The organism is Psychrobacter celer (assembly GCF_016107555.1).
Lineage (GTDB): Bacteria > Pseudomonadota > Gammaproteobacteria > Pseudomonadales > Moraxellaceae > Psychrobacter > Psychrobacter celer.
On the sequence record NZ_JABASU010000005.1, the window covers coordinates 1 to 25,017 of the forward strand.

A 25,017-nucleotide genomic window follows, 5' to 3' on the forward strand; every position below is an offset into this window, starting at 1 on the left:
GTTGCGCCAATGGTAGTGTGGCTCCGGCCATGTGAGAGTAGGTCATCGTCAGCTCTCTATTCTAAGAAGAGTCATCCTTAACCGGGTGGCTCTTTTTTTTTGCCTTTAATTTAGTCATTACCATGTGACCTACGCAGCTATTCCTAAAAAGCCCCAACATACTAATGTATGTTGGGGCTTTTCTTTGTCTGCTATTTTTTTATTGGTTTTGCCTTGCCTGTAAGAATTATCTCTAATCCTTACGGTTTTTATCAAGAGCTATAGAACAGATGACTTACGGAAAATAAAAACATTATGATGAATAGCTTCATTAATTTTCTGCACATCGAACGTTTCTTTATCTTCAGGAAGTCTTAATACTTTAGGCAAACGTGTGATAACCATTTTGTCATTGGCGATAGCATAGTGTCTATAATATTCATTAATGGTCTCATCACAGTCAAACTCTAAATAAATAATATTATCAGTATGACTTTTTGCCAATCTAACGATCGATAAGAAAAACTCATTCTTTAATTGATTCTTTGAGTGTTCAATATCTTTGAAATCATATCTTGGTTGCCATCCTACTATTAGTCTTTGCCAAAGATTTCCTTTTTCCTTGGTCTCATGATAAAGCTTTAGCTTTTGTTCTAGACGCGATATCTGTTTGAGATTGCTTTCCACATCATCGAACTCTTCTTTGATTATATCTATGATCTTTTTGGAGGCTTCAGTAAGTGCTTTTGCATTATAGTTTTTATTCTCTAACGAATCGTAGATCATATCTAATAAGTGCCTAAAGCTAATTAGTCTGGCAATCATAATCTCTACGTTATAAGAGTAAGTTGCAATAGGTAGTAATTGAAAGTTCTGAATACTATCAATCATTCTATTAAAAATTTTACTCAAGTAATAAAATAGATAGTCTCGATCGTCCTTGTCGCTGATAGCGTTTTCGATAAGGTTGTTTAGCTTATTGAGTATCAATACAGTGATTTGTTGTTCATACTCATTCATACGCTTGTGAATATGAAATTCTGTTTCTTCACCGTCTTTTTCAAGGGGTTTTTTAAGTAACGGTTCAATTTGCGTCTTACATTTATATTGTGCATCTTCAATAAACTTGATAATCGTATCTGATACGCCAGCATCTAAAGTATAGAGGCGACTCATGCAATAAGTAACGTGCTTAAGGTAGCGCTCATTATCTAAAAGGTTTTTTCTGAGAACTACATGAGTTAAATATACGTATAGTTCATTTTGCATACTGTCTTCATGCAAAAAGCGTTTGAAAGAGTAAGGGTTTTGTCTAGGCTTATCAGCGATACCAATCAAATACCAATACTTTTCACTTTCGATTACAAAGAACTTTTTACGCTTAGCTTCTTCTCTGATAATACTAGGTAAGTTTTCTTGTTCTTGAAAATCAATATCAGTCGAGTCCCAAGCACGAAAGTCACGTTCTTGAATCTTTTGTTTGATAAAAACTTCTTTAAAATACGTTTTTACAACGTCAACATTAAGCTTTCTAATGCCAGGTTGTACTATCAGATTTACATTATCAATCCAAGTCGCTAAATCGTATAAAAAAGCACGCTTTATACTCTTTCGACTCTGTTGGTCTAAATGATGATCGCCTATATCAATTCGATTAATATAGTCGATCATAGCTTCTACTTTATCTGCAAGATCAATAGCATCGCAGGTTTGCGGTTGGGATTCGACCAACTTTAGCATCTGTAGGCTAATCGCTTGCAACTCTTTATTGCGTACTGCGGTGTTAGATAATACACTTCTAAGGTTTTCTGGAATGATATAAGTAAAATTTGCGCTAATATTTCTCTTTGACAATATTTTTTCGTACACACTTTTACGACTAGCAGGGTCAAGCTGTGGCAAAATATTGGCAATGATTGTTTTCCAATTAGTACTTAAAGCTGGATCTATCGATTTTAATTGATAAATTTGATACTCTGAGAGCTCATATACGTGCATATCATAATTCCTTTGAACCATTTACAGTACTAATGTTTGCATAAGTGTCGTAATCTTAGCATTTATTAAATAGTCATAACACTGCCTATCATTCAAAATATTATTAAATCAGAAGGAGCCCTATGACAACTTCAAAAGTAACCTATCAAGGCGACTTGCGTACTAGCGCTATTCACTTGCAATCAAACAATGAAATTATTACCGATGCACCGACTGATAATCAAGGCAAGGGTGAAGCTTTTTCACCGACTGATCTATTAGCGACAAGCTTAGCCAGCTGTATGCTAACGATCATTGGGATTAAAGCGCGTGATATAAATGTCGACCTTGCAGGTACTACTGCTGAGGTGACCAAAGTGATGACAGCTGATCCAAGACGTGTCAGTGAAATACATGTTGCGATCATTTTTAATCAACAGCTCGATGAGAAAACGCAAAAGATATTTTATAACACAGCACTGACTTGTCCAGTTGCGAAAAGCATCCATCCTGATATTACGCAAAAGGTGACTATTCATTCTAAGAACTGATATATTTTATAATGGTGATTAATATGGCTTCCAAGACTTTACTTATTGTCGCGCATGCACCATCACCGAATACTAAAAAGTTGGCGCAAGCCGCTCATGACGGTGCCAATCATCCCGATATAGCTATCAATGTCCTTTTAAAGTCACCGAAAGATACGCAGCCTGAAGATATAATGGCAGCGGATGCGTTATTGTTAGGTACGACTGAGAATTTGGCGTATATGGCAGGACTGACCAAGGATTTCTTTGATCGCTGTTATTACGCGGTATTAGAGCACAAACAGGGGCTGCCTTTTGCATTATATATTCGCGCTGGGTTTGATGGGACGGGAACTAAACTGGCTATGAAAACGATTATCACTGGTTTGCGCTGGAATCAAATCCAAGATACGCTTATTTTAAAAGGTGATTGGCAAGAGGTGTTTGTGGAGCAAGTGGAAGAGCTGGCAATGACGCTAGCTGCTGGTGTTGAGGCAGGGATTTATTGATATATTAGCTTTGGATTGATAATTTATATATAAGAAAGCAATCGTAAGGACGTTATGAATAAAGACAATCTCGGAAATACCGATATCAGTAGCGCAGACAGACTACCTTTTTCACAAGCTTGTGAAAATAATAAACAACCTATCCTAGAAGTACTACAAAAAGAACTGCAAGACTCTACTCATGTATTAGAAGTAGGCTCAGGAACCGGTCAGCATAGTGTGTATTTCGCGCCAAATTTGCCGCACCTGCACTGGCAAACCAGTGATGTTATTTAATCATCAGGCGATCCAATCTTGGCATGAGAGCTATCCTGCGCCAAATTTGCATGCGCCATCAGTATTTAATCTCATGACAGATTCTATTCCAAAGTTGCAAGACGCTCCACCTTATGACGCTATTTTTACTGCCAATACCTTACACATTATTGCTTGGCCTTTGGTTGAGAGGCTGTTTGAGTTGGTCGGAGAAGCATTACCGTTAGACGGCAAGCTGATTGTTTATGGGCCATTTAATGAAAACGGACACTATACCAGTGCGAGTAACCGGCAGTTTGATAGCAGTTTGCGCCAGCGTGATTCTAATAGCGGTATTCGCCATAAAGAAGATATAATCGCTTTGGCAAAACAGCATAATCTAGAGTTAAGTTATAAATACCAAATGCCAGCGAATAATCAAATTTTGGTTTTTCAAAAAATAACCGCTAACTAAGTCAGCGGTTATTTGCGTTTTAATATCAGTACCAAGTTCTAACCAGTATTACGTAGTCCTGCTGCAAGGGCATTGATACTGCGAATTAGTGGATCTTCTACCGCCAGTTTGTCGGTACTTTTAGCATTATTATTATCAGGTTGGCGCATGCGTTTGAGTAGCTCGATTTGGATATAGTTGATCGGGTCTAAGTAAGCATTGCGCCATTGTAAAGACGCTGCCAGCTCTTGCTGCGTGGACAATAATGAGGTTTGCTCGAGCAGGGAGTTTAGGCCAGAGTGAGTAAGCGCGTGCTCGTGCTCGACAGCCTGCATGACTTGTGTGCGTAAGTGCTCATCTTTGCACAGCTGACTGTAGGCGTGGGCGATATTCATCTCCGATTTGGTAAAGGCCATTTCGATATTGCTGATAAAGGCGCTAAAAAACGGCCAGTTTTTATTCATCTCTTTCATCAATCCTTCGTTTTGTTTGACACTCTCTAATGCTGTGCCCACGCCATACCACGCAGGAAGGGTAAAGCGGGCCAATGACCAGCCGAACACCCAAGGTATCGCCCGAATTGTTGATTTGCTTGGCAAGCCTTTTTTGCGGTGGGCAGGGCGCGAGCCGATATTTAGCAAAGAGATCTCTTGTACGGGCGTGGCCTCGGAGTAAAACTGATAAAACCCGTCTGTATTATCCGTCAGTGCTCGATATTGCTGCTCGCCTGCATCGGCTAAATCTGCAAACAGTGCTTCATAGCTATCGAGCTGGGCCGGCTGCGCCACAAAGCGTGATGAGCTGGCTTTTAGCGCGCCTGTGATACCCATGGTCAGCTCAAACACTGCGGTATCTGGATTGGCGTATTTGGCATAGAGCACTTCGCCTTGCTCGGTAAACTTGATTTGTCCGTTTAATGTACCAGCGGGCTGCGCGGCAATGGCCTGATGAGTTGAGCCGCCGCCGCGACTGACAGATCCGCCGCGGCCATGGAACAGACGGGTGCTGATGCCGTATTGGTTGGCAATACGAGTGATGGTTTGCTGGGCGCTATACAGCTGCCAAGCCGAGGTGATAATGCCGCCGTCTTTAGAAGAGTCAGAGTAGCCCAGCATAATCTCTTGAATATTGCCTGAGTGCTCAAGTAGCTCGCGATACAGGGGGTTGTCCAGTACCGTTGGCATGATTTTATCGATGTTTTTTAGGTCTTCGATGGTTTCAAACAGTGGCGCTACCGGCAAGGCGGCAAATAAGTGTCCGTCGTCATTGATACCAGACAACCCTGCAAAACGCATCAGCAGCAGTACTTCTAGTAGTTGACTGGCGTTATTGGTCATCGAGATGACGTAGCTGCCAAAAGTATCGTCGCCGACCAGTTTGCGCAGTTTGGCCACCGACTGCATCAATGCCAGCTGCTCACGGGTTTGCTCGCTTAAATTATCGGTATAAATCAGCGGTGTGCCTGGTTTTTGTAGTAGGCGGGTCAGCCACGCTTGGCGCTCTGCTTCGCTTAGCACCTTGTAATTGGGCAAGTTGGAGGTATTGGCAAAAATATCGGCAATGACCTCGCCATGATAGCCTGAGTCTTGGCGAATATCGAGCGCGGCCAGATGAAAGCCGCAGGTTTTGACCAAGCGGATGGTATCTAGCAGTAGCCCTTCGGCATGGGCGCTATCATGCGTGTTGACGCTCTTGCGGATAAGGCGTAAGTCATCTAACAGTGCGGCCGGCGATAAGTACGCGTCTTTTGCTGCATTGTCGTCTGTGCCTTGGCTTTGGATATACTGGTTGGTTGCTTTTATTTTGGCAAGGATGAGTGACAACAATCTACGGTATGGCTCATGATTGTAGTCATCAGGGTTATAACAAAACACCTGCTGATCCAGCTCGCTATAGTCTTTAATGCGCTCATAAATCTCGGGCGCGATGGTGACGATGCTATCGCTATGAATCAGCTCGCGGCGCAGCTTTCGGATCAATACTTGGTAATGGCGCAGCACGGTATTGGCATGCATCAACACGGCCATTTCTGTGGTCTCATGAGTGACGAAGGGGTTGCCATCTCTATCGCCGCCGATCCAAGAGCCAAAATTGACAAAAGCGGGCAGCGCATAGTCACTAAGCTCTGGATAAATCTCTACGATTGCGTCTTTAATATTGCGATAGACTTTCGGTATGGCGGTAAAAAGACTGGCATCAAAATAATGCAGGCCATTATTAATCTCATCATAGACCAATGGTTTACGAGTCCGCACCTCATCTGATGACCATAGCAGGTCAATGGTTTCTGCGGTTTTTTGTTTGGCCTGCTCAAAGGCGAGACTGCCCTCAGGATAGACACCCATGGCATCGGTATGTTCGTATAGCGTTTGCAGGATATTCATCGTCGTACGGCGACGCGCCTCGGTAGGGTGCGCGGTAAAGACGGGAATAAATTTTAGCTGATCGATGAGCTCTTTGATTTGTTCAGGTTCGATCTGGCGCTCACGGCATTCTGATAAAGTACGGCGAAAAGAGCCTTCCCAGCTTTGGTTGGACTCTGCGCGCATCACTTGCCGCTGCTCACGTAAGTAGTTTTCTTCGGTCAGGTTTGCCAAAAAAAAGTAAATAGAAAACGCGCGAATGACGTTTTTTAGTGTTTGATTGTCTAGCGAGGCGATGAGCTCGATAAGTTGTTGTTTTTGTCCGTCGTTATGCTCGCGGCGCTCTTGGATAAAACCTTGGCGCAAGGTCTCGATGGTATCTAAGGTTTGTTGCCCAGATTGGCGAGAGATGGCCTCACCTAAAAACGATCCTAATAAACGAATGCGCGCACGCAATACGTCGTTATCTAATAACATAACTGTCTTCCTTGTCTATAACTAGGGAATATATCCAATAAAGCTTGGATATGGCTATTTTCCTTACTTAACGAACAATACGCCCTAGACGGATGAATAAAAACGGCCCGTAAATACAGTTACGAACCGCCTTATACAAAGTGATGCATCAAGCCTTTTATGATGGCTATAAGCGATGGTTATAAAAATTTCGCTTGATCAGAACTCGCCGCTAGTGTTTGCCACAGCTTTGATGCTGGCTGACTTTATTTTATGCCTGTCCTTATAATTTAACTGATAATCAGCCCGAACGCTATCGATATTCTTTAGCCAAAAAATCCAAAGAGCGCTGCCATGAGCGTTAAGGACTTAGCAATATATTTGATGATAGTAATGTGCTAATAGTTTGGCTCGTTGGTTTAACCAAAAATCAACAAGCTTCACGATATATGTGACATAAATCGCGAAGTTTTTAAGTAAGATGAGAGATGAGCACCATGGTTGGCAATGCTAGCGGTTGACATTGCGAACGGTTGGCACTGCCAGTCATAGTAGCGAAAGAGCAAAAAAGCGAAAGAGCAACAATAAAAAGTTAGATCATCAACCGCCGCGTAACCCATAAAGCATGAAGCGACAGTCGAAGTCACTATATAGATACAAGGATATAAATACTGGGTTTACGCACTTTGGATAGTCTCATCAGAGGCCATTTTATTCATCAGCTAGGATATATTATGAAAAAGCATCTTGATCATACTGACCCCGCAAAAGACATGAACCCAACTCGCGGCAATGGCGGCGAGACTCACCAACGTGCAGACGACGACACAAAAGCGCTCACTACGCAGCAAGGTGTCGTTATCTCTGATAATCAAAATTCTTTGAAAGCCGGTAGCCGAGGCCCGAGTCTTTTAGAAGATTTTGTATTACGCGAGAAGATCAACCACTTTGATCACGAGCGTATTCCTGAGCGTGTTGTTCATGCTCGCGGTAGTGCGGCGCATGGTTATTTTGAGCTGACAGAATCATTAGAAGAATACACGACCGCCAAAATCCTTACAGAAACAGGGAAGCAGACACCTTTATTTACGCGTTTTTCGACTGTGGCGGGCAATAAAGGCTCAAAAGATACGCCTCGCGATGTCCGTGGCTTTGCGGTAAAAATGTATACTGAAGAGGGGAACTGGGACTTAGTTGGCAATAATATGCCGATCTTCTTTATTCAAGATGCTATTAAGTTTCCTGATCTCATTCATGCAGTCAAGCCGGAGCCTGATCGTGGTTTTCCGCAAGCGGCCTCTGCCCACGATACCTTTTGGGACTTTGTCTCGCTAAGCCCAGAGACGATGCATAACCTGATTTGGCTTATGAGTGATCGTGCATTGCCGCGTAGCTTTAGCATGATGGAAGGTTTTGGTATTCATACCTACCGTTTGATCAACAAAGAAGGTAAGAGTACTTTCTTCCGTTATCATTGGAAACCAGTAGCAGGTGTACAGTCGCTTATTTGGGATGAAGCTGTAAAAATATCTGGTGCTGACCCTGATTATAACCGCCGTGACATGTATGAAGCGATTGAAAATGGTATGTATTTTGAGTGGGAGCTTGGTGTTCAGTTATTTACTGAAGAAGAAGCCAATGAGTTTCCGTTTGACCATTTAGACGCTACCAAATTGATTCCAGAAGAGCTAGTGCCAGTTAAAATCATCGGTAAAATGGTACTGAACCGTAATCCAGATAATTTCTTTGCAGAAACTGAGCAGGTAGCCTTCTGCCCATCGCATATACCACCTGGTATCGACTTTAGTAACGATCCCTTATTACAAGGCCGTCTATTTAGTTATTTGGATACTCAGTTGTCGCGCTTGGGCTCACCAAACTTTGCTCAGATTCCTATCAATGCGCCTAAATGCCCATTTGCAAATAACCAGCAAGACGGTCATATGCAAATGCAAGTGCCTAAGACTCGTGTCCTTTATGAGCCTCAAAGTCTAGATCTAGACCGTCCACGTGAAAGTCCTCAAAAAGGTTTTAACTCGTTTCATGAAAAACTGGACGATGGCGTAAAAGGTCGTATCCGTGCTGAGAGCTTCGCTGATCACTATAGTCAGCCACGTATGTTCTATCGTAGCCAAACCCCTGCTGAGCAAGCACACATTGCATCAGCCTACGCGTTTGAGCTTGGTAAAGTAGATGCGCCGCATGTTCGTACTCGCGTGCTCAGTCACCTTATCAATATTGATGAAGATCTAGCTAATCGTGTTGCCAATGCCTTAGGTATGGAGCTACCAGAAGCGGCAGAACCAGCAGCACCAGTACAAGATATGGACACCTCTAAGCCTCTACAAACGATTGGTCGTACGCCTAAATCACTAAAAGGCCGTTTGGTTGGTATCTTAGTGGCTGAAGGATCAAACCATGAGCAAGTTAAGAAGTTTGAAGATGCTATTAACGCTCAAGGCGGTATGGTCAAAATTGTTGCTCCTAGCAAAGAAGTCAAGCTTGACGACGATACGCGTATCCAAGCAGATGAGCGTGTCGCTGGCGCACCATCAGTATTCTTCGATGCGGTAGTGAGTATCATTATGCCGGATCAAGCTAAAAAACTAGCAGAGGATAGCTCAACGCTAGATTGGTTCACTGATGCTTATGTACATTGCAAAGCCATTGCTTATTGCGGTGCAACGGATGAGTTTATCTTAAGTAAACTTCCTGTAGAAAAAGATGAGTTTGTCACACCGCTCGCTGAGCTTGATAGCTTTGTAGAAAATGCAAAATCTCGTCTATGGGAGCGTGAGCCTAAGGTTCGTGACTTGGCTTAATCCGATGAAGTTGTAATTATGATGAAGAAAAACTCAGCCTAAGTGCTGAGTTTTTTTATTTTTTAGCGCAAGAACACCACATAACCTTGAAAGTGTGGATTGTCTTCTAAAAATGCAGCCCCTTGCCATTGACCACCTTCAATGATGCCTACTTTAAAATCAAAGGGCAGGTCTTTTAGCCGTATGAGGTGCTGCGCATAATTCGTCAAGGTGGTCGTGCCCTGATAAGTTTGTATCACCAGCTCGTCGATGGGGTCATTAAGCTGAATAAACTGAGAGTCTTCGGCTTGGTTTGACCAGTCCAGCAGACCAGTCACACTGAGTTGATACTGCGCGGGCAACTGCTGACGAATCTGCTTAAGCAAAGCGGCGTATTCGCCCAATCGGTAGGTTGGCGCATCATAGTCTATCTGAATACCCATAACGTGATTGCCTGCGCGTTGCCATTGCTCTAAGCGCTTTATAAGCTGTGGCATGACGTCCTCAGACCACGTCTGACTGGTCGCACGGTAGACCAGCCACATTTTTTTACCGCGTAAAGGTCGCACACCTAGCCCCTGCGTTATCAATGTCGCTGGTAATGCCTGAGCATTATTGTCATGGGTATCGGGGCGATAGTAGGGCATGTTGGGCGCACGTATCTCACCTTGTAATAGATACAACGTATGCGCTTGGCTGAGCTTGGTACTGTCTTTGGGCGGTGTCCACAGCCAAAACTGCTGGTAATCATTGGCCTGGATATTGGTAGTGTTCGTGGGCATGGTAATAGAGCCAATTTTACTGGCATCACTATCCTGTGATGGTATCTGCGTTATCTGCTTAGATGGCGCAGATGAAAAACGGCTTGCACCTTGATAGTAAACCAAAGCGGCAAACATAATAATACCCAGACCCAGCAAGCCTGATAGCCATCGCTTAAACGTAAATTGCTGATACTTTTGTGGATAATTACTCAAACCAGTAGCCCACCACATTTACCAGTAGTATTTTTGGTTTTTTGCCCAAGTGGTTTGGCTAAAGTCAGATTTTAGACGTTTAAACCATGCTTTGCGCACGGACAAATCAACCTGCTTATCGCCGCACTGGTTGTTACCCGAGCTGGCAAAACAACCTATGGCACGATGCAGCGCATAGGCGGACAGCTCGTCATCTTGATTGTCTGTAAATATGGCGCGGTAGATATCGAGTCTGCTGAGCGTTTGACCTGCGAAGTGACTGGGGACGTCACCTAAGTACGGATAGGGCTCGCTTGGATCATCGTCAACAATATAGCGAAACTCTTTGTCGTAGTCATCGAGGTAGCTGGTCAAATCGGTATCATACATAAACTCGGTCAGACACAAGGTTTGTAGTCTGTCGTTAGGGCGTTTACTGAGGCGCGTCACCGTGGTTGTCAAGTTTTGACACTTGATATGAAGGCTGATTTGTTTACCTTGCCAGTTAAATTGACTAAAAGTAGGGAAGTGCTTTAAGGTCTCATCCTTACTGCTATAGCCCTGATACTTTTGGGCGTTCTTTGGCAAATAACGCTGCTGGTAGGTTAAATAATCGTCGTAGCGTCCATGTATCAGTGATTTGGCGAGTAGCGCATAACGCGCCTCAACACCCAGTGCGTTTGTATTTGCATGATTGTCTGCAATTTGCTTTAGCAAGGTAGGGTCGGCTGAATATTTGATGACGCGCATCTTTAAGGCTTGTGATTGTATGCTGGTATCAGTAAACAATGAACGGTAATTATTGGTCTTGTCAGCATGCAGTGCTAATGCCAGCTCAGTGACGGTGTTTTGAAACGGCTGCTTGGGCAAGGTATGTAGCTGCTGCCATAGGGTATTGGCTTCATCGGTGCGTCCGAGTTGCTGTAATGCTTTTGCTTTTAAAGCGTATTGGCTAAATTGAGTATAAGACAGCTTACCCGTTGGCGTAGCGGTGGGCAAATAGGTTAGGGCGCGTTTTGGATTATTTTCTTGTACAAAATAATAGGTCGCGATCAGATACTGATACAAGTCCATACTGCCTTTAAACTTGGGCTTTAGACGCTCAAGCGCTGCCAATGTTATGGGTTTGGTGTTCATGAAGTTGCTGGCAGGTCGTAGACGATATAAGGCAAAACTGGTCAGCAATATGGGGTCATTAAGCACATTGATATCGACTTGTTTATCACTATCTGGAAAAAACAATCGTCTCTCAATCTCTTCTGGCAAGCGGCGACTGTCTAGGTTAAAGGCCAATGACTGTGTATGCTCGATTTGCCATTCTATTTCATCAACTAATTGTTCTTGCTTCCCTGACAGCCAATAGAGTCGGCGCTGTAATCCGCGAGCGGATGCTGTATACTGCCCTTTTTTAAAGCGGCTGAGATAAGTATTGATGGCGCTTTGCGTGCTGGCAAACAGTCTTGGGTCAACCGTTTTATGGTCATAAAAATAATCTTGCGCGCCTTGCTGATAAATACGATTGATACCTGTGCGAATCAGCATATAGTTGACCGTATCGAGCAGCCAAGCGCGTCCTGCATTATCCCCCGCATCAAGCGTGGTCAACGCGCTATATAGGTTATGCGCGCTATCAAAGTCTGATTTTTTGCCCAAATAAAACAGTTGTGTCGCCATGATGTAGTCCGCGTAGGGCTGTGCGTGGACAGACCACTTTAACGGAAAAGTAGCAGTATCTTTGAGCGCAGCGGTCTCATTATCAAATGAATCGGCACACTCACTGCGAATGGCGTCACGAAATTGCATCAGTTGTGCGCGCTCTTTTGGGGTTAATGCCTGATCTAGTGTTAGCGCGTTTTCTAGCGCCGTTTTACCTGTATAAAAGCTATTACAGTACTCAGCATAATTGCTGGTTTCAGAGGGCTCTAAAAAAGACTGATTGGGATTTTGTACTTGATTTACTGCCGCGTGCTTTAATGTGCGTAAGTTAAGCGGAAAGTCATAATAATAACCGCTGGTATGTAGCGTGTCAGGCTCATCAAAGGTGATTAAGCCCTTATCGGCAAGTAATAAATACAAATTGGTTTGGGTGTCATTGCCAGTATCTAAGGTGGGGAAGTTAATCTGACAGGCATTGTAGTAGCGATTGTCTAACGAAAAGTTAGAGCCACAGTATTCGCCGCCACCTGCTTGTGCAGACATACCAACGCTCATCAGACTGGCTGTCAACAAGCCTAAAAGCAAACTTTTGGGAACAGAGTTCAAAAAAGGTGAGGGGTGTCGTGTTGTATTGTCTGCGGTAGATTTCATAGCCAACTCGTGAGCGCGTACTGGATTGGAGTCTGTAATCATAACAGAGTTTTATTTTATCAATGTTATTTTTCCCCACAAAAATCAGCTTATATACCACAACGTGTCATCAACTAGTCCTAAGTCTGATACCTAAAATTTTAGCAAAACGCCTAAACGACGAATTGCAAGGAGCAAACGGAGTACAAGCGTTCATTGAAAGTCGAGTCGTACATAAGCTTCTGTACTACAATCAAAACAAGGGGTGTCATCAGTCCGCAGGGACAGGACTCTTTTTTGCCGCTTCATCATTAAAAATAAGCGCTTAGAGTGACTAAACTTATTATTTTTAACCTCGAATCGTCTAAAAAATAGTCGCTGTCAGTGCCATGGTCGAATGTTCGACACGCCCTAAGCAAACACTCAAGGATGACTTATGCGCTTAGATAAGATTGTGCGATTGGACGGTTATATTCAAAGTATTTATTTGGCGGTATATGCTAATAAGTTGCTGCTGCTTGACGGCTGCTGCCGTGCTGATGTGCCGATGGTACTGGCGTACATCACAGACACACTACAGCGCCCGATAAGCCAGCTTAAGGTAGTCATGGTGACACACATGCATCCTGATCACGCAGGCGGTGCAAATGCGCTTAAAAAAGCCACAGGCTGCCGTATCGTCTCAGCAGAAAAGTCACGGCAATGGTATGCAGGTATCGGCGGGCAAATGATGCATCTGGTTGATACAGGGCTGGCGTATTATGTGGCGCATCGCCAAAACCGTCCGCTAAAAAACCTATGGTATCCTGCGCACCTGCATCCTGATGTGACGGTAAGTGAGGAGGATAAAATTCCTCACTTTAGCGATTGGTTGGTACTTGAGACACCTGGACATACCGACCGTGATTTGTCGTTATTTCATCTGCCCAGCCGGCAAGTATATACAGCAGACTTGATTATCAAGCTGCGTCACAAGTTTGTCGCGCCATTTCCTATTTATGATCCAAAACTATATATTCAGTCGCTGCAAAAAATCAAAGCGTTAAAGCCCTCGGTAGTGATGATGGCGCATGGCCGCGAGCTGGCGATAGACGACGCCACTTTTGATATGCTCATCACGCAGGCACCCAAGCATCCGCGTACCATCAAAGACACCATCAAACATAAGCTGCTATGGCGCAAAGACGCTGATTTTACTGTCTTTTCGCGTCGCCGTAAGCTTAAACGATAGCGGTAACAGGCACGCAAAAAAAAGCCCCGTCACTATTAAGTTAGTGATGGGGCTTTTCAAATATGGTGGGCCGACCGCGACTCGAACGCGGGACCAATTGATTAAAAGTCAACTGCTCTACCAACTGAGCTATCGGCCCTAAAAGGGTGTGAAAGAAAAAGTGGTGGGCCGACCGCGACTCGAACGCGGGACCAATTGATTAAAAGTCAACTGCTCTACCAACTGAGCTATCGGCCCTAAAAGGGTGTGAAAGAAAAAGTGGTGGGCCGACCGCGACTCGAACGCGGGACCAATTGATTAAAAGTCAACTGCTCTACCAACTGAGCTATCGGCCCTAACTTTTCTCTCTCGTTTAAGAAGTTCTGTATCCCTAAACGTGAGAGCATAGTATATAGATAATTTTGAGTAATGCAACCCTTAATTTAAGAAAACTGCCTTTTTTCTTAGTTTACCGTGATTTTGAACATATTTATGTCCCATGTTGCTTTAATCGCGCGACAAGGCATCGACAGGGTCGAGCTTGGCGGCGTTGCGCGCAGGTAAAAATCCAAAAACCACACCAATCAGGGTCGAGCAAACAAAAGCTGCGATAATAGAGGTCGGTGAGTAGATAACCTGAAAGCTGTCACCGCCCACACGATTAATCACCTCACCAATGGCAAAGGCCAGTCCGATACCCAGCAAGCCCCCCAATACGCACACCAAAATGGCCTCAATCAAAAACTGCTGCATGATATCGCTTTGCCGCGCGCCGACAGCCATGCGCACCCCAATCTCATTGGTGCGCTCGGTGACAGATACCAGCATGATGTTCATGACGCCGATACCACCAACAACCAATGAAATGATAGCAATCGAAGAAATTAATAGCGTCATGGTCGAAGTCGTGGACTCAATAGTCTGGCGAATAGAGTCAGAATTGCGGGTACGAAAATCGTCTGCGCCGTGCCGCTCTTCAATCAGCTGCGAGATGGCTGACTCTGCCGCTGACGATGAGATGCTTTCATCCACCAAGGCCACGAAATTCTCAATATAGGCACTGCCTTCAATACGCGACATGACAGTCGTGTAGGGCATGTAGATGGTTGGAGAATCAGAGCTTGGGCCAAAGCCACTGTCTTTGGGTTCAAGGACACCTATCACGCGCCCTGGTACTGCGCCAATTAGTAGAACCTCACCAATAGGGTTGTCATTATCCGCGAAAAAAGTATTTTTGGCATTGTCATCTAAGATGACGTCTTGTGTACGCCGCAAAATACTTTGTTCATCAAAGGCTTGTCCTTGTGCCAGCGTTTCGCCCGTCACATCCAAATAGTCTTTACCCACACCACTGACGGTCGCTGATTCTTGGATACTGCGATAGCGAACGGTAGCGCTGCCATCTAACTGAGGACTGACGCTGACCACATAAGGCTGCGCGGCAACGGCATTGGCGTCATCAGGGGTTAAGTTGTCATCGTTGTAACTGCGCCTTGGATCCCCCCATGGATAGCCATCGGTGACAGTGATGGTATTGGTGCCAAGCGAGCTGATATTGGTCAAAATTTGCTGCTGTGAGCCTTTACCCAAGCCCACGACTGAGACGACTGAAGCAATACCAATAATAATGCCCAGCATGGTCAGCAACGTGCGCATTTTGTGCGCGCGCATGGCCAGCAGCGACATTTTAAAGGCCTCAAGCAGACGATCAATAAAGCTACCGATGCGGCTTTTTTTGTGCTGTTCTAGGATGGCCTCAGGCTGCTGTGTGCTATGCTCATAATGGTCATTGTGATAGTCATCAATAATATAGCCGTCTTTAATCTCGATGACACGCTCAGCTTGCGCGGCGATGTTGGGGTCGTGCGTCACCATAATGATGGTGTGCCCTTGCTCGTTTAACGACTGCAAGATTTGCATCACGTCTTTGCCCGATTGACTATCGAGCGCGCCTGTCGGCTCATCGGCAAGGATAATCTCGCCCCCATTCATCAAAGCGCGTGCAATAGAGACACGCTGCTGCTGACCGCCTGATAGCTGGCTGGGACGGTTGCCAACCTTGTCTGCCAGACCCAAATCACCGAGCAGGTGTGCGGCGCGTTCGCTACGTGCTTCTTTATCCATACCTGCATAGACGGCAGGCACGGCAACATTGTCGCGTGCGTTAATGTCGCCAAGCAAATGATAGCGCTGAAAAATAAAGCCAAAATGTTCACGGCGCAGGGTCGCCAGCTCATCGGCCTCAAGCTGGTTGACTGACTTGCCATAAATCTTATAGTCGCCTGCGCTGGCTTTGTCCAAGCAGCCCAAGATATTCATCAAGGTTGACTTGCCTGAGCCTGATTGCCCGATGATGGCAACCATCTCGCCTTGATAGATGGTCAAGTCAATATCATGCAGTACCCGCATTATCTGTTCGCCTGCGCGAAACTCTCTAATGACGCCTGTCAGCTGCATTAATGGTGGCGCATCAGCCGTTTCAGCGTGCATTTTTTGGGTATTCATAACCAGCATCTACCTTTATCATCTCTTTTTAGTACGTCTTCATTGTTGACCTGTGTTGCCGTTAAAATGGTGGGCGACCACCGCCAGATTGGTTGCCTTTACTGCTACTATTGGCTTCGCTTAAGATGACATCGTCACCTGCTTTCAAGCCGCTAAGAATTTGCGCATTGACGCGGTTATTAATCCCAACCGTAACAGGCTGTTCTTTAACCGTGCCGTCTGCTTGTAGTACGCGTACGGTCGCAGTTGTCTTACCGCTAGTATCGGTCTTGCTGTTTTTAAGGGCGGTAGAGGGTATCAATAGCGCATCTTTGGCTTGGTCAATGACCACGTACACTTGCGCCGTCATATCAATACGAAAGCGGCGCTCAGGGTTGGGCACTTCTAAATAACCAATGTAGTAGATAGCGGTGTCGGTCGAGCTGGTCTCACTGATTTGTTCAGGAGCAGGCTCAATAGCTTTGAGCGTGGCATCAAATTTCTGCTCAGGATTACCAATGATGTTAAAGTACACTGGCATGCCTGCTTGTACATTAATCACATCTGCTTCGGAGATTTGCGCGTTAATACGCACGGTGGATAAGTCGGCTAAGGTAACGATGGTCGGTGCGGTTTGATTGGCATTGACGGTGCTGCCTTGCTCAGTGGTGATAGAGACAACTGTACCTGACATGGGCGCGCGGATGGTGGTATAGCCCAAATCTTGCTGAGCAGTATTGACGTTGGTTTGTGATTTTCTAAGCTCGGCTTGTTGGCTACTGATATCGGCATTGGCAGTCACGATAGCGGCCTTGGCAGTGTCAATCGCCGCGCGTGCATTGTCTACTGCCGCTTTAGCCGTTTGAACCGCTGTGGCTTGGGTGTCGTATTCTTGCTGACTGATGGCGTCAATTTCTACTAAGGATTTTAAGCGGGCAAAGTCAGATTGTGCCTGTTTAAGCTCAGATTGACGACTGGCCAAATCGGCATAAGCGCTTTTTAAGTTGGCACGTTTACTTAATACATCTGCTTGAGCGCTTTGTAATGCTGCTGCGCTTTGCTCTAGTGTGGCTTGTTGATTGTCTAAGGCATTTCGTTGCGTGACTTGGTCAATTTGAGCAATCAAATCACCTTGCTGGACTTGGTCGCCAATATCGACATACAGCTTTTTGACTTCACCAGAAACCTGCGCGCCAACCTCAACCGTATTTAGCGCTTTGACCTTGCCTGATGCCATGACATTGTTTTCGATATCACCGATTTCGGCTTTAGCGGTCAGATAATTGGGTTCAGCGGCTTTTGGTTTTAACTGTTGATACGCAAAAACCCCAAGTAACAGCACAACGATTGCGGCAACCCCCCATTTTATTGCCGTTTTTTTACTTACCTTTTGCATCACACTTGCCCCGTAACCTTGAATCAAATGCAGTTATAGTAAAAGGTTGCTTGTCAAAAGGGAATGAGAATTAGTTTAAGAAAGGTTAAGGAGGATCGAGAGAACCAAAATCTGCCACTCGGCTGTGGCGAATTTGGTCGTCTTTTATACAAGTAAGTCGTTTATAGAAGTAAATTAGAGATGGCGGTCAAACGAGAGGTGTATCAAGCGATAAACAAGCGTTTGCCGGACAGCTCAAGCGCTGCTTGTAACAACAGCTCCCATGCAGGCTGACGGATAAGTCCTTTGATGGCTTGGTCGCAGCGATAAAGCAGCGCCGGCCACTGCGCGGTCTGCGCCTTTGACTGGCGACGACACGCCTGCTGATATAAGCCTTGTTTGCTGCGCCAAATGCCGAGCGCCTGCGGGTCTTGTCCATCTAGCAGCTGCATAATCTGGCGCATGTCTTTACTGATTGCCCACAGTACCAACGTTGTCGGCTCATCGGTGGTCTTGAGCTGCGTGATGATTTTGGCTACCTGCGCGCTGTTGCCAGCCAGCATGGCATCGGATAAATCAAAGACACTAAACTGAGCATCACTGACCAGCGCGGCTTGTAGATCATCAATATCTAATGCGACGTTTTCGGTATGAGTCCCGCCGTCAGTTGAGCTGGTAGAGTGATGGGCTGATTGTTGATGAGGAGTCGCCGCAGGTGTGAGCTGCGGCGCAAACAGATAAGAGAGTCGCCATAAGGTTTGATAGGCGCTTAGCAGATGGTGCTCGGTATGCGACATCAGCAGCTGCCACGCTTCTTGTGACAGCGTGAGGCCAAACTGCTGGGCCTGTATCTGTAATAACTGCTGACGCTGCTGCTCATTGTACAAGTTGCAATCAATCACGTGACCGTACTGAGCAAACGGCGCAAACCATTTGCTGCTCTGGCTGCGCTTGTCTTGCTTAGGCGTGAGCCATAGCAGGCTGTGACTGTGCGTGCCTGCTTGTGCCTCGATAGCAAAACGTTCGAGCGCGGCAATGACGGCTTTATCAGGCTTGTGATTGCCTGTCACAATCAGCGCACTGGCATCGTCAAACAACGACTGACTGCCAAGCTCGGATAACACATCTTGCCAGCTTTTGACTGACACCAGCTCGATGCGTTTGATGGCATAGTTTTGCGCGCGCCAGTGCGGACGCATGGCATCGATAAGCCATTGACTGAGTAACGGCTCATCACCGTGTGCCAGCCACAAGCCAGCTACTGTCGCCGCGGGTTGTAGTAGTTTTGGATAGGCTTGGATAAAAGTATCTTGCATAGGCTGAGGATACACAGGTTAAAAAAAAGAAGAAAAGAGCGGCGTTACATGATCATGAAGAATAGCAGAGCATTCCTACAAACTTATAAAATTACTGGGCGTTTGGCACCATCACGGTGGGTGCAGTGGCGCTGTTTATCATGGGTACTGCCTGCTTACCAGCAGGTGGCACTTTGGGTAAGGAGATGGCGACGTATTGATCCGTGATACGGCGTGCCAAGCGCTCATAGAGCCAGTCACGAATCTGATCGCCTTGCTGATCGTCAGTGCTGACCGAGGCTTCGTTGTACTGATAGCTGCGATCGACTTGGATGGCGTTTTTGAGTATCACAGGTTTGCCATTTTCAAAAGTTTGATAGCTGACATCGGCTGAGAGCACCAAACGGATTTCTGTCAAAACCCCAACCAGCTCATAACGCTTAAATCGCACATTGCTGATATCGATGACGGCGATGGGCTCTGCATGTGCTTGTCGATTGTTACGTGCCACATCATCTAAGGTCATATTGCTCATGACTTCCGCGCCTAGGGTTTTTAGGCGCTGAGTCAATGGCAGCTTGAGCGGAAACGACGTGCGATCATCTTCGATAATGACCGCTGTTTTGGCCACATCGAGCAGCATTGGTGTTTCATAACCGCGCAGCTGAAAGCCGCAGCCACTCAGTGCGGTGGTGGCACCGAGCACGGTCATCATCGGCAAAGCAGCCAGTAACGCTGTCGCAAGTTTTTGTCCGCTGGTCGATGATTGTGACGGTACTGCTCGGTGCTTATACGACATAATCGCTATCCTTTAATGATAAAAAGCTTGGGAGGTGCCCTCAAGTCCTCGTCTTTGGCCTAGTGAAGCAGTAAAGGCCGCTATCGAATAGAGGTGAGGGCCCGCCCTAACGTAATAAAGACGCATCGCAGAACAGCGCTAGCGGGTAGCGCCTAGCGCCTAGCTAAAGACGATGTACTAGCCTGCAACCACGATATTGACCAGCTTATTGGGTACGACGATCTCTTTTTTGATGTCCCCTGTCAAAAACTTGGCCACACCCTCAAGTGTGCGGGCTTGCTCTTTTAGTTGCTCAGGATCGCTGTTCGGTGCGACATCCATCTTACCACGCATTTTACCATTGACCTGAACGACCATTGTGATCATGTCCTGTACCAGCGCACTTTCATCAACAGTCGGGTAATCTAAGGTTAAAGTATCAAGGCCGAGCTGCTCAAGCAAATGCTCACCAACGTGCGGTGCGTAGGCAGATAGCATGATTAATAAATCAATCAATGCTTCGTGCTGTACTCGCAGGTCTTGCTCACTGCTGGCTTTAAAACCAGTCAGCTCATTGGCAAGCTCCATAAGGCTTGATACAGGTGTGTTGAGTGCTAAACGATCACCCAAATCACTATCAATCTTGGCGATGGTTTCGTGCGTTTTACGGCGTAAGTTTTTGGCTTCTTTACTCAGACCCTCTGTGTTCAATGTCGCACCGTTCAGCGTATCAATGCTGATATTGGCGGCCGTTAGCGCTTGCATGTGATCATTAGCGATGCGCCATACTTTTTTAACGAAGTTATAGGGGCCTTTTAGCGCGTCATCTGACCACTCAAGCGTCTGATCGGCAGGGGCGGTAAATAGCGTGTACAAACGTACGGTATCCGCGCCATATTTATCAATGGTGATTTGTGGATCGACACCGTTGTTTTTTGATTTGGACATTTTTTCTATTTTGCCGATGGTGACAGGCTGTCCATCAGATTTTAAAATCGCTTTAACTGGCTGACCGCGCTCGTTATAGTCGATATCGACATCTTCGGCGAAGTAGTAAGTGGTGCTGCCATCAGCGTTACGGCGGTAAAAAGTGCCCGCGAGCACCATGCCTTGCGTCATCAAGTTGGCAAATGGCTCATTGCCTGATACCAAGTTTTCGTCGCGCATGAGCTTATGGAAGAAACGCGCATAAAGTAGATGCATGACCGCGTGCTCGACACCGCCGATGTATTGATCGACAGGCAGCCATTTATTAGCGGCAGATTTATTGACCATGTTTTGCGTGTCGTTTGGACTGGCAAAGCGTGCGTAGTACCAGCTCGACTCAACAAAGGTGTCAAAGGTATCGGTCTCGCGCTCAGCTGGGTTGCCGCACTTTGGACAAGTGGTGTTGACAAACTCTGGCATGCTTTTGAGCGGGTTGCCGCGGCCATCAGGGACGACATCCGTTGGCAGTACGACAGGTAGGTCTTGCTCTTCGACAGGCACCGTGCCGCAGTGCTCACAGTTGATCATTGGGATAGGGCAGCCCCAATAGCGCTGACGCGAGACGCCCCAATCACGCAGACGATACTGGATTTTTTTCTTCGCAAGCTGTTGCGGCTCAAGTTTGGCAAGCATTGCCTCAAACGCTTGATCAAAATCCAAGCCGTCGAATTCGCCTGAGTTCACCAAGATATTGCGCTCAGTATAAGCAAGATTTGGCTCAGAGCCGTCCGCTTGAGCCGCAGCAAGGACGGATGCTTCAAAGTCTGCAGGCGACTGGATGACTTGCTTGATAGGTAGGCTGTATTTGGTTGCAAACTCATAATCGCGCTCATCGTGCGCTGGTACCGCCATCACTGCGCCTGAGCCATAGCTCATCAAGACATAGTTGGCGACCCACACAGGGACTTCTTCACCAGTGAGAGGATGGGTCACGGTCAGGCCTGTATCCATACCGATTTTTTCGGCTTTGGCCAGATCCGCTTCGGCGACCGAGCCTTTTTTGCACAGTGCACAAAACTGAGCGATGGCGTCATCATGCTCAGAGGCGTACTGAGCTAACGGATGCTCAGCGGCAACGGCGACATAAGTGACGCCCATCAAGGTATCAGGGCGAGTGGTAAACACTTCTAAGGTGTTGCGCTCGCCGGCGAGCTCATAAGGGAAGTGTACTTCCATACCCGCGCTACGGCCGATCCAGTTGCGCTGCATGGTCAGAACTTCAGATGGCCAATGACCCTCTAGCTGGTCTAAATCATCGAGCAGCTCATCGGCATAATCAGTAATATTAAAGTAATACATCGGGATGTCGCGCTTCTCAACGGGCGCGCCACTACGCCAGCCTTTGCCATCGATGACTTGCTCGTTGGCAAGAACGGTGTTGTCGACCGGATCCCAGTTGACGGTAGAGAGCTTTTTGTAGACCAAGCCTTTTTTGTAGAGCTGCAAAAACAACCACTGCTCCCACTGATAATACTCAGGGCTACAAGTGGCAAACTCACGTGACCAATCGATAGAGAGACCGAGCAATTTTAGCTGGGCGCGCATGTTGTCGATGTTAGCAAATGTCCAAGCAGCAGGCGGCGTTTGGTTGGCGATGGCGGCGTTTTCTGCTGGCAAGCCAAAGCCATCCCAGCCCATTGGCTGCATGACATCAAAGCCTTTGAGGCGATAATAACGGCTGAGTACATCAGAGATGGTATAGTTACGCACGTGTCCCATGTGCAGCTTGCCACTTGGGTACGGAAACATCGACAGCATATAGCGACTTGGCTTGTCGCTTGGCGCATTGCTCACTTCATAGCGTTTGTCCGTTGCCCATTTTTTTTGTTGTGCCGCTTCGATCAGCTGCGGTTGGTATTGGGTAGGGTCTATAGAAGTATTGTTGGTCTGATTGGTATTAGCAGTTTCTGCTGTCACGGCGTTGCTCATAGTCGGCTCGAAATTGATGATTACAGATAAATTGGGTAAAACAAAATAATGCCATAGCATAGCGTAATTTGGCAAAAATTGCGATGGTATGATGACGCGTTTGCGCTGTCACGACAACAGGTTGGCGAGTTGGGGGAAAGGCATCATAGCAGCGACAGGAGGTTTTTGTTTAATAAACCAAAAATTAACCGGCTTCGGTATAATACAGCGACTAATGATTATAGATTGGGAGTTTTTATGAGCATCACTGTTTATGGCATCAAATCTTGTAGCACCATGAAAAAAGCGTTTACTAAGCTTGATGAGTTGGGTGTCAGCTATGAGTTTCATGATTATAAAAAGCAGGGTATTGATAAAGAGAGCGTAGAGCGTTGGGTAGATTCGCTAGGTATCGATAAAGTGCTAAACAAGCGTGGTACCACATGGCGTAAGCTGACCGATGAGCAAAAGCAAGCAGCTGATGACAGTATAGATAAAGCGATAGATTTGCTGGTAGAAAATACCAGCATGATTAAGCGTCCGATTGTGGAAGGTCAGATTGACGATAAAAATCAAGGTCAGCCAATATTGTTGTGCGGCTTTGATGAAGCTGAGTTTGAGGCGGTTTTTTATAAATAATTTTTATAAAAAAGCTGTCACTTTGACAAATAATAAACTATGCTCTCATAGGTAGAATTAAGTTTACTAATTCATAGGGTTTATTGAATATTCAGATGTGCTACCAGCACGATATCTGAATATTCAATAGACCCTAATGTTCGAGGATAGAATGATGAAAAAATTATTACTGATGGCTACGCTTGCAGCAACACCTATAATGGCCACAAGCGTACAGGCGGCAGACTCATCAACTAAAGTAACCTTTGCAAAAGACAGCTATTGCGGTAACTTTACAGGCAATATCAAAGATGGAAAAGTGTTTCGTTTATGGCTTGCAGCAGACCAGAATTTAGTAATTCGTAATGTCGGCGATGATCGCATCAATGTGGCTTACGTCTCAGGGCCAAGTGGTCGATTGGACGGTGACCGCTATGATAATGAAACGTCTTATATTACTGAGAGCAAAGGCAATCACTATATGAAGGTTTATGGCAATAGTTACCATAGTTCTGTTGAGTTCTGTGCTTATTAAATTCATCTTGTTTGAATGAATGTTGATGGGTCATAAAATTGATAAACAGTTAAAAAGCCCGAGCTTAGAGTCTAAGCTCGGGCTTTATAATACCTACGACAAACCAAATCGCGCTGAAGCACCAAATAATGAGCACGTAAAGACGAATTTGCTCTGCTGTCCAATCAAGCGCAAACCACTCAATCATAAAGAACGACTTCCAGCCCTCTATCCAGCGCGCACCGCCGTAGCCAATAATCCACCAGCAATATAGGCTCTCTAAAACAAACAGTAGGCACCACAGCCACAGCGGCATGATTGACTCCTCAAGAAGCTAAAGCATGGCCGCATCAAGGTCACGACTGATTAAGGTACCGACGCCTTCGTTGGTAAAAATCTCCAGTAAGGTCGCATGAGGCACACGACCATCGACGATAACCGCACTTTTGACACCGCTACGCACCGCATCAAGTGCACATTGAATCTTGGGAATCATACCGCCTGAGATCGTACCATCTTCAATCAAGCCATCGACTTTCTTAGGTGTTAGTCCAGTCACCACTTCACCGTCACGGCCCAATACCCCTTTGATGTTGGTTAAGAGCATGAGTTTTTCTGCCTGCAAAAACTCCGCCACTTTACCGGCCACCAAGTCGGCATTGATATTATAAGTATGCCCTTCGCTATCGACGCCAAGTGGGGCGATGACAGGGATGAAGTCAGAGGAGATGAGCATATTGATCACGTCTTTGTTGACGCTCACCACATCACCGACGAACCCCAAGTCCACAGGTACAGCGACGCCATCGGCACCTATTTTGTCCATCATCAGTTTTTTTGCTTGAATTAAGTTAGCATCTTTACCAGTTAGGCCGATAGCGCGGCCGCCGTGTTTGTTGATGAGACTGACGATAGATTTGTTGACGCTGCCGCCTAGTACCATCTCGACGACATCCATGGTGCTTTTGTCAGTGACACGCATACCATCGATGCGATCAGACTGCCGCCCCAACTCTTTTAGCAGGTTGTCCACCTGGGGGCCGCCGCCATGAACGACGACAGGATGCATGCCAACGGTTTTGAGTAAGACGATATCACGGGCAAATGAGCTCTCAAGCGCAGGGTCAGTCATGGCGTTACCGCCGTATTTGACCACAATGATCTTATCGACAAAGCGCTGAATATAAGGCAGGGCAGTGGTCAATACTTCAGCAGTGATTTTGGCATCGTCTAGATTAAGCGTCATTACAAACTCCTACGGTAAAGGTACAGGGTCAAAAATATAAGCCAAAAAAGTGGGGGT

General features: G+C 46.0%; 19 protein-coding genes and 3 tRNA genes. 8 read left to right on the forward strand and 14 right to left on the reverse strand.

What is annotated here, in order from left to right; genetic code table 11:
- Positions 1–258 precede the first annotated feature (258 nt).
- Complete coding sequence (locus tag JFC05_RS03825; protein WP_198335844.1) at positions 259–1,977, reverse strand: hypothetical protein; 1,719 nt, start codon at positions 1,975–1,977, stop codon at positions 259–261.
- A gap of 122 nt (positions 1,978–2,099) precedes the next feature.
- On the opposite strand from JFC05_RS03825, the gene JFC05_RS03830 reads away from it, so the two are divergent.
- Genes JFC05_RS03830 through JFC05_RS03840 form a run of 4 tightly spaced genes read left to right on the forward strand, consistent with a single transcriptional unit; the run spans position 2,100 to position 3,704 of the window.
- Positions 2,100–2,507, forward strand: a complete 408-nt coding sequence (locus tag JFC05_RS03830) for an OsmC family protein (protein WP_198335845.1) — start codon at positions 2,100–2,102, stop codon at positions 2,505–2,507.
- 23 nt (positions 2,508–2,530) lie between these two features.
- Complete coding sequence (locus tag JFC05_RS03835; protein WP_198335846.1) at positions 2,531–2,995, forward strand: flavodoxin family protein; 465 nt, start codon at positions 2,531–2,533, stop codon at positions 2,993–2,995.
- A 54-nt stretch (positions 2,996–3,049) separates the two neighbouring features.
- The gene (locus JFC05_RS12885) at positions 3,050–3,271 is read left to right on the forward strand and encodes a DUF938 domain-containing protein (protein ID WP_338104537.1); all 222 of its coding nucleotides are present in this window, start codon (positions 3,050–3,052) and stop codon (positions 3,269–3,271) included.
- On the forward strand, positions 3,261–3,704 hold the full coding sequence (locus tag JFC05_RS03840; RefSeq protein ID WP_338104538.1) for a DUF938 domain-containing protein: 444 nt from the start codon (positions 3,261–3,263) through the stop codon (positions 3,702–3,704). The genes JFC05_RS12885 and JFC05_RS03840 overlap by 11 nt, the downstream gene beginning before the upstream one ends.
- Before the next feature lie 38 nt (positions 3,705–3,742).
- On the opposite strand, the gene ppc is transcribed toward JFC05_RS03840, so the two are convergent.
- On the reverse strand, positions 3,743–6,523 hold the full coding sequence (gene ppc, locus JFC05_RS03845) for a phosphoenolpyruvate carboxylase (RefSeq protein ID WP_198335847.1): 2,781 nt from the start codon (positions 6,521–6,523) through the stop codon (positions 3,743–3,745).
- 713 nt (positions 6,524–7,236) lie between these two features.
- Here ppc and JFC05_RS03850 point away from each other — a divergent pair.
- Positions 7,237–9,324 (forward strand): catalase, encoded by a 2,088-nt coding sequence (locus JFC05_RS03850; RefSeq protein WP_198335848.1) that lies wholly within the window; start codon positions 7,237–7,239, stop codon positions 9,322–9,324.
- A gap of 62 nt (positions 9,325–9,386) precedes the next feature.
- On the opposite strand, the gene JFC05_RS03855 is transcribed toward JFC05_RS03850, so the two are convergent.
- The gene (locus JFC05_RS03855) at positions 9,387–10,280 is read right to left on the reverse strand and encodes a DUF3142 domain-containing protein (RefSeq protein WP_198335849.1); all 894 of its coding nucleotides are present in this window, start codon (positions 10,278–10,280) and stop codon (positions 9,387–9,389) included.
- Between the two features lie 18 nt (positions 10,281–10,298).
- Positions 10,299–12,566, reverse strand: coding sequence for a PA5441 family protein (locus tag JFC05_RS03860; protein ID WP_198335850.1), 2,268 nt, complete (start codon positions 12,564–12,566; stop codon positions 10,299–10,301).
- 415 nt (positions 12,567–12,981) lie between these two features.
- On the opposite strand from JFC05_RS03860, the gene JFC05_RS03865 reads away from it, so the two are divergent.
- On the forward strand, positions 12,982–13,776 hold the full coding sequence (locus JFC05_RS03865) for an MBL fold metallo-hydrolase (protein ID WP_198335851.1): 795 nt from the start codon (positions 12,982–12,984) through the stop codon (positions 13,774–13,776).
- 63 nt (positions 13,777–13,839) lie between these two features.
- On the opposite strand, the gene JFC05_RS03870 is transcribed toward JFC05_RS03865, so the two are convergent.
- From JFC05_RS03870 to leuS, 8 genes are all read right to left on the reverse strand, one after another.
- Positions 13,840–13,915 (reverse strand) — tRNA-Lys (locus tag JFC05_RS03870).
- Between the two features lie 22 nt (positions 13,916–13,937).
- Positions 13,938–14,013 (reverse strand) — tRNA-Lys (locus JFC05_RS03875).
- 22 nt (positions 14,014–14,035) lie between these two features.
- A tRNA-Lys gene (locus JFC05_RS03880) sits at positions 14,036–14,111 on the reverse strand.
- A 151-nt stretch (positions 14,112–14,262) separates the two neighbouring features.
- Complete coding sequence (locus JFC05_RS03885) at positions 14,263–16,260, reverse strand: MacB family efflux pump subunit (RefSeq protein WP_198335852.1); 1,998 nt, start codon at positions 16,258–16,260, stop codon at positions 14,263–14,265.
- A gap of 61 nt (positions 16,261–16,321) precedes the next feature.
- The gene (locus JFC05_RS03890) at positions 16,322–17,635 is read right to left on the reverse strand and encodes an efflux RND transporter periplasmic adaptor subunit (RefSeq protein ID WP_198335934.1); all 1,314 of its coding nucleotides are present in this window, start codon (positions 17,633–17,635) and stop codon (positions 16,322–16,324) included.
- 203 nt (positions 17,636–17,838) lie between these two features.
- Positions 17,839–18,930 (reverse strand): DNA polymerase III subunit delta, encoded by a 1,092-nt coding sequence (locus JFC05_RS03895; RefSeq protein WP_198335853.1) that lies wholly within the window; start codon positions 18,928–18,930, stop codon positions 17,839–17,841.
- Between the two features lie 91 nt (positions 18,931–19,021).
- Positions 19,022–19,708, reverse strand: coding sequence for an LPS-assembly lipoprotein LptE (locus tag JFC05_RS03900; RefSeq protein WP_075101443.1), 687 nt, complete (start codon positions 19,706–19,708; stop codon positions 19,022–19,024).
- 177 nt (positions 19,709–19,885) lie between these two features.
- Positions 19,886–22,603, reverse strand: a complete 2,718-nt coding sequence (gene leuS / locus JFC05_RS03905; RefSeq protein WP_198335854.1) for a leucine--tRNA ligase — start codon at positions 22,601–22,603, stop codon at positions 19,886–19,888.
- Positions 22,604–22,840: 237 nt separating this feature from the next.
- Here leuS and JFC05_RS03910 point away from each other — a divergent pair, with 237 nt between their 5' ends.
- Together JFC05_RS03910 and JFC05_RS03915 are read left to right on the forward strand one after the other, a co-directional pair.
- Complete coding sequence (locus tag JFC05_RS03910) at positions 22,841–23,221, forward strand: arsenate reductase (protein ID WP_198335855.1); 381 nt, start codon at positions 22,841–22,843, stop codon at positions 23,219–23,221.
- Positions 23,222–23,375: 154 nt separating this feature from the next.
- Entirely contained in the window at positions 23,376–23,735 is a 360-nt protein-coding gene (locus JFC05_RS03915) for a hypothetical protein (protein ID WP_198335856.1), read from the forward strand.
- A gap of 64 nt (positions 23,736–23,799) precedes the next feature.
- Here the strand turns inward: JFC05_RS03915 and JFC05_RS03920 are convergent, their stop codons facing one another.
- Both JFC05_RS03920 and argB read right to left on the reverse strand, forming a co-directional pair.
- Positions 23,800–24,030 (reverse strand): hypothetical protein, encoded by a 231-nt coding sequence (locus JFC05_RS03920; RefSeq protein WP_105244954.1) that lies wholly within the window; start codon positions 24,028–24,030, stop codon positions 23,800–23,802.
- A gap of 18 nt (positions 24,031–24,048) precedes the next feature.
- Positions 24,049–24,960 carry an acetylglutamate kinase gene (gene argB / locus JFC05_RS03925; protein WP_198335857.1) on the reverse strand — a complete coding sequence of 304 codons (912 nt, stop codon included), beginning with the start codon at positions 24,958–24,960 and terminating at the stop codon, positions 24,049–24,051.
- Positions 24,961–25,017 lie beyond the last annotated feature (57 nt).